The following is a 10,367-nucleotide window of genomic DNA, read 5'->3' as shown; positions in this document are numbered from 1 at the left end:
CGTCGGCGCGCTCGCCGCGGCGCCCGCCGCGACCGGCGCGCCCGAGGCCCCCGCGCCCAGCGGCTTCCTCGCGCCGTTCTACACCGAGCTCGACCTCACCGGCGACGCCCAGGTCACCGCGGACGACCTCGCGGTCGTCTCCGACAGCCTCGGCCTGACGAGCGCCGACGAGGCGTGGAAGGACGTCGCGCTCGCCGACACCGACGGCGACGGCACCCTCACGGTCGCCGACCTCGCCGCCGTCTCCCAGCGCATGGTCTACGACGACGGCCCGTTCGAGCTCGTCGAGGCGACCACCGTCGACATGCAGGCCGCGATGAACGCGGGCGTCACCACCTCGGTGGAGATCACGCAGGAGTACCTCGACCGCATCGCCGCCTACGACCGCACGCTCATGGACACGGCCGCGGGCGGGCGCCCGCTCGCGTCGATCATCGCCACGAGCGACGTCGCGCTCGAGGCCGCGAAGCAGGCCGACGCCGTCCGCGCCGAGCAGGGCATGACGAGCATGCTGCTCGGCGTGCCGGTCGCGGTGAAGGACAACTACAACACGGTCGACATGCCGACCACGGGCGGCTGCGGCTGCTGGGACGACAACCAGACCGCGACCGACGCGACCATGGTCGAGGGCCTGCGCGCCGACGGCGCCGTCATCCTCGCCAAGGCGAGCCTCGACGAGTTCGCGTACGGGTTCGCGTCCCAGTTCTCCGCGCACCAGCCTGCCGGTGGGTCGACGCTCGTCGCGAGCCCCTACGCGACCGACCAGACCGCGGGCGGCTCGAGCGGAGGCACAGGCGCGGCCATCGCCGCGAACCTCGCCGGCATCGGCTTCGGCACCGACACGGGCGGCTCGATCCGCGTGCCGTCGTCGTACAACCAGCTCGTCGGCGTGCGGCCCACGGTCGGCCTCGCCTCGCGCGACGGGATCATCCCGCTCGCGCTCAGCCAGGACACCGGCGGCCCCATGACGCGCACCGTCACCGACGCGGCCGTCGCACTCGACGCCGTGGTCGGCGCCGACCCGGCCGACCCGGTCACCGCGCGCCAGGAGGGCGAGGTCCCGACGTCGTACACGCAGTTCCTCGACGCCGACGCGCTCGACGGCGCCCGCATCGGCTACGTGCCGTCGATGATCGGGACCAACGCCACGACCGTGCGCCTGTGGGACGAGACGAAGGCGACGCTCGAGTCGCTCGGCGCGACCGTCGTCGAGGTCACCCCGCCGACGTCGTACTCCCCCGTCCTGCCGAACGGGTTCGCGAGCGTCCTCTCCGAGGGCTCGGGCTCGACCAACGAGTTCCGGCACGACCTCGAGGACTACGTGACGAACCACCTGTCCCCGGCCGTCACGGCGCGCACCATCGGGGACATCATCGCCTCCGGCCGGTTCGTCACCTCGCGGCAGGGCACGTACGAGACGCGCGCCGCCGTCACCGAGGAGACGTACGAGGCGTGGGCGGGCCCGGACGGCACGCACACGAAGGTCCTCGCCGAGGGCAAGACGCTCGTCACGGCGATGCTCGACGACGCCGACCTCGACGCGCTCGTCTACCCGAGCGGCAACCCGTACAGCACGCAGGGCCTCAACCTGCGGCTGAGCCCCAACACGGGGCTGCCCGCCGTGACCGTCCCGATGGGCCAGGCCACGGAGGCGGACGGCACGATCCCGGGTGCCGGCGTCAACCTCGAGCTCCTCGGGCGCGACTTCGACGAGGGCCCGCTGTTCGGCCTCGCCTACGCGCTCGAGCAGGCGACGCACGCCCGCACCGCCCCCGCGCTCTACGGCCCGCTGGGCTGAGCGCACCCTCCGCACGCCGACGGTCGGCTCCCTCGAGGGCCGGCCGTCGCCGTGCCCGGGCCGGTCCAGGTCGCCGGCGTGGGTGATCGTTTCCGTTCACGTGCGCGACGTCGATTGACGCGCGCGAGCCCGCCGCTTACTTTCGTGCACGAACGAACGGTGTAGCACCCGAACGAACACAAACGATCATCGCAGATCGACGGGGCCGCGCCGCATGATCGAAGGAGATCCTCGTGCCCGACGACGTCGCCGGACCGTACCCGCACCCGACCGCTCGACCCCCACGCCGTCACCGGCGCCTCGCCCCGACGCTCGCCGCCGCGACGGCGCTCGTCCTGGGCGGGACGCTCGCCGCGGCAGCCCCCGCCGCGGCGGAGCCCGCACCCACCGCCGCGCCCGCCCCGGCCGAGGTGTCTCCCGCCGCCGCGGCGCCGGGCACCGTGCCCGCTCCCGACGGCTCGGTCTGGAACGACGCCGACGGCAACCCCATCAAGGCCCACGGCGGCTCGGTGGTCACCGTCCACGAGGCCGAGGTCGGCCTCGACATCACCGGCGACGGCGACACCGACGACGACGTCTGGCTCTGGTACGGCGAGGACAAGACGCACGCGACGCGCCCCGTCGACGGCGTGCGCGGCTACTGGTCGACCGACCTCACGACGTGGCACGACATGGGCCGCGTGCTCCCGAGCCACCAGCACTTCACGCTGCGCGTGAACACCGCCGGGAACGCCGTCGAGGTCGACCCGGCAAAACTCGACGCGCTCAAGGACGTCGCGAACAAGACCGCGCCCGACGCGCAGTCCACGCAGGAGGACATCGACGCCGCGAAGGCGTTCGTCGCGCCGTACGTCGAGACGTGGGCCGACGAGGCGCAGGGCGTCGCCGCGACGTACGACGAGGCCAACCTCGCGAACGCGTCGTACCGCCTCAACGGCAACATCAACATCATGGAGCGTCCCAAGATGCTCTGGAACGCGAAGACGAAGAAGTTCGTCATCATCTACCACGCCGACGGGCCGCTCGCGGACAACGCCGACCTCGTGCGCTGGGTCCGCGACGGCGGCGACCCGGCGGACCAGAACGTCGGCTCGCGGTACTCGCGCGCCGAGATCGGGTTCGCGACGTCCGACACCCCGTGGGGCCCGTTCAAGCTCGTCAACACGACGAAGATGAACTGGGCGCCGGGCGTGCCGAACGCCGGCCGCGAGGGCGACTCGCGCGACATGACGGTCTTCCAGGACACCGACGTGCACACGGTCGACCCGGTCGCGGACGACGCGTACGCCGTCTACTCCTCCGAGATGAACAAGTGGATGTACGTCTCGCGGCTCAACGCCGAGTACACGGGCCCGCTCGCCGAGGGCGACGACGCCGTGCTGGGCGAGGACTTCTCGAACCGCGTCCTGCCGGACTACTCGCGCGAGGCGTCGAGCGTGTTCAAGCACGACGGCTGGTACTACATGCTCACCTCCGGCACGGACGGCTGGGCCTCGACGCCCGTCGTCGCCTACCGGTCGCGGTCGATGATCACGCCCACGGAGGCCGTGGTCGGCGACAACAACCGGCATCCGGCGACCGGCCAGTGGGAGCGACTCGGCAACCCGTGCGTCGGCGACCCCACGCGCACCGGCGTCGGGAACGCCGACCCCGTCGAGTGCTTCGACTCCCAGCCGACGTTCGTCATCGCGCTCGACCAGGAGGCAGGCCGGTTCGCGTACATGGGCGACCGCTGGATCACCGAGGCCAACGGCTCCGCGGGTGAGCGGTCGCGCTACGTGTGGGCGCCCATCCAGGTGCGCGACGGCCGCGTCACGGTCGAGAACGTCGGCGCGTGGGACCCGACGAACACGACGCTCTTCCACCCGCTCGAGCCCGTGGAGCCGCTGGAGTTCAGCAGCCACGTCGACGACCGCGACGCCTTCGCCCCGACGTTCGACGTCACCGTCGACGGGCAGCGCTACGACGACCTCACCGCCGACTGGAGCACGGCCAGCCTCGACGCCGCGTTCGCCACGCGCGGCACGCACACGCTCGTCGGGCACGTCGCCGGTGACGGCCCGCTCGCCGGCCGGTACGTCACCGCGACCGTCCACGTCGACGGCCCCGTCGACGTCTGCCGCGAGCCCAGCACACGCGTCAGCGCCTCGTTCCACCAGACCGAGTGGGGCACCATGCCCGCCGCGAACGCGTGCGACGGCAACTTGTCGACCGCGTGGTCGACGTGGGCCGGCGGCACGGGCAAGAAGGACCGCGTGACGTTCACCGTCGAGGCGGCCGAGCAGTGGCAGCTCGACGCCGTGCGCCTCACCAACACCGAGGGCACCATCACCGGGATCACGGTTGAGCACCGCGACGCCGACGGCGCGTGGCAGCCGACGACCGCGAGCGCCGTCGCGCCCGCGCCGAACGGGTCGCTGACGACGGTGCGCTTCGACGCGGTGACGTCCGACGCGCTGCGCCTGACGTTCGACACGCCGGGCTCGTACCTGAAGATCAGCGAGCTCACGGTCGCGGGCACGGTGCCCGTGGCCGAGCCCGAGCTCGCGGTCGCCGCCCAGGCTGAGGTGCGCTGTCTCGCCGGTCGTGCGTACGTCGCGGTCCGCGCGACGAACGAGGACGACGTCCCGCTCGACGTGACCCTGACGACGCCGTTCGGCGAGCGCACCGTGGCCGCCGTCGCGCCGGGGAAGAACGCGTACCGGGCGTTCGCGACCCGGGCCACGGACGTCGCCGAGGCGGCCGTCACGGTGACGGCGAGCGCCGTCGTCGACGGCCGCACGGTCACGGCGCACCACGACCTCACGACCTCCGCCGCCACCTGCGGCTGAGCCGTTCCGACCCATCCCGCACCATCCCGCACCATGTCGCCGACGGCGGCGACAGGAAGGCAGACGATGAGACTGCACCGACCATCTGCCGACGGACCCGCCGGGCGCGCGCCCGCGCGGGCCGCGACGGCGGTGACGACGGCGCTCGCGCTGACCGTCACCGGGCTCGTCGCGGCCACGCCCGCGGCGTCGGCCCCTGTTCCGGCGGCGCCGAGCGCGACCGCCGAGATCCCGGCCGACCTGCCCGAGCTGCGCTTCGACGACCCCTCCATCGACTGGAAGGAGATCCTCGTCGACGGCGAGGACGTCGAGCGGCGCGCGGACGGCACGCCGTACAACGTGTTCGGCGGGTTCGGCTCCGTGTCGTGCAACAACACGGGCAACCTCCTGCTCGACTACAAGGAGGAGAACCCCGAGGCGTACTGGCGCATCATGCGCCTGATCTTCGACCCGGAGACGGGTGCGGGCCTCAAGCACATCAAGGTCGAGCTCGGCTCGGACACGAACACGTCGTCCGGCACCGAGCCCGCGACGAAGCGCAGCGCCGACGAGCCCGCGAACGTGCTGCGCGGCGCCGGCTTCCACTTCATCGCGGACGCGCTGTCGATCAACCCGGGCATCGAGACCGAGGCGCTGCGCTGGGGCGAGCCGTCCTGGACGAAGACCGACCCCGACCTGCGCTACCAGTGGTACAAGGAGACGATCGACGCCGCGTACGACACGTACGGGGTCGAGTTCGACTACATGTCGCCGTCGCAGAACGAGGTCGGCGGCAGCTTCCACCAGCCGTCGATCGCGCCCGAGCTGGCGTGGGTGGTCGACTTCGCCGAGCGCCTCGAGGAGGACGCCGAGGCCGAGGACGCCCGCTACGACTACGGCGACATCAAGATCGTCGCCCTCGACACGTACCGCAACGTCGAGCCGGTCGCCGCGGCGATCCTCGCGAGCCCGGCGGCGCTCGAGCAGGTCGACGCGATCGGCTACCACTACGACATCGCGGGCGGGCCGAACCTCACGCGCCTCAACGAGGAGTTCGGCAAGGAGGTGCTGTACTCCGAGGGCGTCGCCCCGATGATCGACCCGCAGTACCGCGTCAACGCCGAGCCGGCGCGCGGCGGCATCGGCGGCACCGTGGGCGCCGTCGACATCGCCGACCGCTTCATCAACGCCTACCGCTGGAGCGGCGCGGGCGAGCACCCGGCGCACATGACGTCGTTCCTGTTCCAGCCCGCCGTGAGCGCGATGTACGAGGGCACGCAGTACTCGCCCAAGCACCTCATCCGTGCCTCGGACCCGTGGTCGGGCTACTACGAGGGCGGCGTCGGCGTCGCGCTCGTGCGCCACTTCCACCAGTTCGCCGAGTCGGGCTGGGAGTACGTCGAGGGCGCGACCTACGGCGACGGCACGAAGGGCGACGGCGGCACGAACGTCGACACGTCGACCCGCACGTACATGACGCTGCGCACCCCGGCCGCGGACGAGGGCGAGCCCGAGTTCACGCAGGTGCACGCGAACAACACGCGCACCGCCCGCCACTTCGAGGTGAAGGTCGCGAACCTCGGCGAGCCGCGCCCGCTCACGGTCTGGGAGACGCGCGGCCCGGACGCCGGCGAGGAGTACGACGCCAACTGGCTGCGGCCGACCGGCTACGTCGAGCCCGTGCGCACGGAGACCGTCGACGGCACGGAGTACGCCGTCTACCAGGTCGAGATCGCGCCGTACTCGATCCAGACGCTGTCGACCCTGCCGCTCGGCGTGGACGGGACGACGCAGGCGTACGACCGCGCCGACTACGCCTCGCCCGCGCAGGACACGGTGCTCGAGCTGCCCTACACCGACGACTTCGAGTACGAGGGCTACCCGACCGCCGACGTCAACGGCGTCGAGATGGGCTACGTCGAGCGCCGCGGCGGCTCGCCGCGGTACACCGCCGACCAGAACGGCGCGTTCGAGGTCGTCGAGGGCGACGGCGAGCGCGGCAACGTCATGGTCCAGAAGATCCACGCCGACAACCGCGGCTACACGTGGGACGTGTGGGGCAGCCACGAGCAGGACCGGGTCGCCACCGCTCCCCCGGCCACCGTGCTCGGCGACCACTCGTGGGCGAACTACACCGCGTCGGTCGACTTCCAGCTGGACACGCAGGTGCGCGACGCGAACCTGCCGAACTTCGCCGGGCTCGGCGTGCGCCAGCACGTGCCCGCCGGCGAGGACCTCGCGACGTACACCGCACGCGTGCACGCCGACGGCTCGTGGCAGCTGCGCAAGCTCAACGCCGTCGTGGCGTCCGGGACGGTCGCCGGGTTCGACGCGCAGGCGTGGCACTCGCTGTCCGTCGAGGCGCGCGACAACGTCATCACCGTCACGCTCGACGACGCCCCGCTCGCCCGCTACGTCGACGCGAGTCCCAACCCGATGCTCACGGGCCGCATCTCCATCGTCAGCGGCTACTACAACACCCAGTACGACGACCTCGCGATCACCCCGATCGAGGGCCAGGCGTGGGAGTCGGTGAAGATCGACGACGCCGACGCGCGCATCTCCTACCCCGGCGGCTTCGCGTTCCAGCAGTCCGGCTACGCGCACCTCAACCGCACCCAGCACGCGCTGTCCGCGGGCCGGTCGGCCACGTTCGAGGTGGACGGCACCGGGTTCAACCTGTTCGGCGCGACCGGCGCCGCGACGATCGACGTCGCGGTCGACGACCAGCCGGTGCGCACGGTGAACGTCGGCTCGACCGGCGACCGGCAGACGTCGTACTGGCAGCGCGGTCTCGACGGCTCGACCCCGCACACCGTCACCGTGACGGTGCGCAGCGGGACGTTCACGCTCGACGGCGTCGACGTGCTCGTCGGCGGCGCGCCGCCCGTCGTCACCGACCCGGAGACCACCCCGGTCACCGTGGCCGAGCCCGTCGCGCGCCTCGCCACCTCCGTGGGCGAGACCCCGGAGCTGCCGGCGACCGTCCGCGCGACGTCGCAGGCCGGTACGACGATCGACGCGCCGGTCGAGTGGTTCGTGCCCGCGGGCGCGTTCGACACGCCGTACGCGATGGTCACCCTCACCGGCACGTTCACGGACAACGAGGCCCTCGCCGTCACGGCGCAGGTCGAGGTCGTGCCGGACGGCGTGCAGTACTTCGTCGACGCCAACGCGCCCGCGATCACCTCGGCGTCGGCGTACCCCGCCGTGCGGGCGTTCGTCGAGGCCGAGGGCGGTGCGCTGCGCAACGCCGAGGCCGACGCCGCGTGGTCGGCCGATCGCGGGTGGGGCCGCGTCGCGAGCTACTCCGCCAAGGCGCCGCTGAACCAGACCCCGTACGACAAGATGCGCGAGACCGGCTGGTACACCTCCGGCGCGAGCACGCCGCTGCAGTACCGGTTCACGCTGCCCGCCGGCACGTACACCGTCAGCTCCGGCCACACCGAGTGGTGGAACGTCGGCAGCGGCAAGGCCCGCAACCTGCAGACCTCGGTCTCGTGGACCGGGTCCGACGGCCAGGCCGTCACCGTGCCCGTCGGCAAGGTCGCGTTCCCGAACGGCAGCTCGGGGCGCTCGCAGGTGCTCTCCGGCGAGTTCACGCTCACCGAGGAGACCGTCGTCACGTACTCCGTGGCCAACGACGGCGGCACCGAGGCACCCGTGATCAGCTGGGTCGCGGTCGCGGGCGAGGAGGCGCAGCAGGGCGTCGCGACGGACGCCGTCGTGCAGACGCGCTGCCTCGCCGGCAAGCCGTACCTCGCGGTGCGCGTCACGAACGACGACGACGTCGCCCTCGACGTCGATCTCGCCACGCCGTACGGGTCGAAGACCGTCACGGCGGTCGCGCCCGGCAAGGCCGCGTACCACGCGTTCGCGGTCCGCACGGCCCCGGCCGACGGCGCCGTGACCGTCACCGCCCGGACGACGGACGGCGACGACCGCGAGAGCGTCGAGGAGGTCGCCTTCCCGGCGCCCACCTGCTGATCCGTGCGGGGCCGGGCAGCCGCCCGGCCCCGCACGACCCCAGTCCGATGCGGCTCAGCCCCCGTACCGTCCGGTGCGGGGGCTGAGCCGTTCGCGGAGAAGGAGTCGCGCCTCGTGCGCCCACCTTCTCCGTCGGGCTAAGGAAGACTGCTGGAATCGAGGAGTTCCGGACCGGTCAGCACGCGATCGCCGAGCGGCTGGTCCAGCGCCACGTGGACCTCCTCCGACACGCCGACGTCGGAGCAGGCAGCGCTCTCCTCCGGTTCCCGGGCCGACAGCCGCACGGTGATCTTCACCCGCTCCGAGTCCTCCTCGACGTCGATCCCCTCGAGGTCTTCGCAGGCCGGGCCGTACTCGATCCGGATCGGCACGGTGGACCGTGACCGGTCGATATCGCCCGACACCGCCCACTCCCCATTGCGCGAGGACGTGCCGCCGCACGCCGTGAGCACGAGGACGACCAGCAGGCCTCCGACGAGGCAGGCGGTCTTCCTCGGGTCCACGCGAGTCACCCTAGCTCCGGGTGACGGCGACCTAGCTGCGCGGGCTGCCGGTCGACTCGCGCACGACGAGGCGCGGGCTGATCGCGATGCGGTGCACGGGCCGGGACGGGTCCTCGATCCGCTTCGCGAGCAGGTCGACGGCGGCGTGCCCGACGGCGGAGCGCGGCGGGCGCACGGCCGTGAGGGCCGGGCTGAACAGGCCGGCCACCTCGTCGTCGTACGCGACGACGGACAGGTCCCCCGGGACAGAGAGTCCGCGGTCCTGCGCGTTCTGCACGATCGCGAACGCCTCCGGGTCGGAGTGGGCGAGCAGCGCCGTCGTGCCCGAGGCGAGCGCCGTGTCGACGACCTCGCTGATCGCCTTGGCGAACTCGGGCCGGTGGCGGTCGGGCGCGAGGCGCTCGAAGTGCTCCTCGGACGACAGCCCGAGGTCGGAGCACGCCGCACGCCACCCGGCCGCGATTTTGCGCGACGTCGGCGACTGCCGCGAGATGACGAGGCCGACCCGGCGGTGCCCGAGGTCCGCGAGGTGGTGCACCGCCATGAGCGCGCCGAGCGCGTGGTCGGACACCACGGACTCGAGCGCCTCGCGGTGCGGCGACAGCGCGGCCTCGCGCTCGACGAGCACGTGCGGCACCTCGGTGCGCGCGAGCCACTGCACGAGCTCCTGCGCGTGCGGGCTGTCCGTGCGCGGCGCGAGCACGAGCCCGCGCAGGTCCTCGGCCTCGACGAGCCGCTCGAGCGCGGGACGCTCGTCCGACGCCTCGTAGGACGACCCGCGCAGCACGACGCGCAGGCCGTGCTTGCGCGCCTCGATCTCCATGCCGCGCACGACGCCGGGCCAGTAGTAGTCGAGCGACGGCACGAGCACGCCGATCGCCGCGGTCGGCGTGCGTTCGGCAGTCGCGTCCTTGGCGCCCACCGCGACGGCGCCGCCGTGCACGCGCGCGAGCAGGCCCTCGCGCTCGAGCTGCGCGATGTCGCGGCGCACCGTCACCGCGGTCACGCCGAGCTCGTCGGTCAGGTCCGCCACGCGCACGACCCCGTCGCGCTCGAGCGTCGCGAGCAGGTGCGCACGCCGTTCCGCGGCGAGCGGTGCCCGCTGCATCTCCTCCGTGGTCACGGTGCCCCCTCCAGGCTGGTCCTCGTCGGCGGGCTCGTCGGCGGTCGCGGAGGCGTCCGGGCTCGCGCTCGCGTCCCCCTGCGGCTGCTCCTCGGCGGTCTCCCCTGCGCTCTCCTCGGTGGCCGCGAACGCCGTCTGCGGGTCGG

Annotated in this window: 5 protein-coding genes; 3 read left to right on the top strand and 2 right to left on the bottom strand. The window is 72.8% G+C overall.

Annotated elements, in window-relative coordinates; translation table 11 throughout:
- The 3 genes from JZ5iCDA_RS12620 to JZ5iCDA_RS12610 all read left to right on the top strand — a co-directional run.
- Positions 1 to 1,798: amidase family protein (locus tag JZ5iCDA_RS12620; protein ID WP_069387496.1), on the top strand; the 1,798-nt coding region annotated here is incomplete at its 5' end.
- Between the two features lie 233 nt (positions 1,799 to 2,031).
- Entirely contained in the window at positions 2,032 to 4,629 is a 2,598-nt protein-coding gene (locus tag JZ5iCDA_RS12615) for a glycoside hydrolase family 43 protein (RefSeq protein ID WP_069387495.1), read from the top strand.
- Between the two features lie 66 nt (positions 4,630 to 4,695).
- Positions 4,696 to 8,595 (top strand): hypothetical protein, encoded by a 3,900-nt coding sequence (locus tag JZ5iCDA_RS12610; protein ID WP_083259987.1) that lies wholly within the window; start codon positions 4,696 to 4,698, stop codon positions 8,593 to 8,595.
- 137 nt (positions 8,596 to 8,732) lie between these two features.
- Here the strand turns inward: JZ5iCDA_RS12610 and JZ5iCDA_RS12605 are convergent, their stop codons facing one another.
- A complete protein-coding gene (locus tag JZ5iCDA_RS12605) occupies positions 8,733 to 9,098 on the bottom strand; it encodes a hypothetical protein (protein ID WP_069387493.1) in 366 nt (121 codons plus the stop codon).
- A 31-nt stretch (positions 9,099 to 9,129) separates the two neighbouring features.
- A partial coding sequence (locus JZ5iCDA_RS12600; RefSeq protein WP_366246668.1) for a substrate-binding domain-containing protein occupies positions 9,130 to 10,367 on the bottom strand: 1,238 nt, incomplete at its 5' end.

It is taken from the genome of Cellulosimicrobium cellulans, from assembly GCF_001722485.1.
Taxonomy (GTDB): Bacteria; Actinomycetota; Actinomycetes; order Actinomycetales; family Cellulomonadaceae; genus Cellulosimicrobium; species Cellulosimicrobium cellulans_A.
Note: the sequence above shows the minus strand (reverse complement) of the source record. Positions and strands in the feature narration are given on the sequence as shown.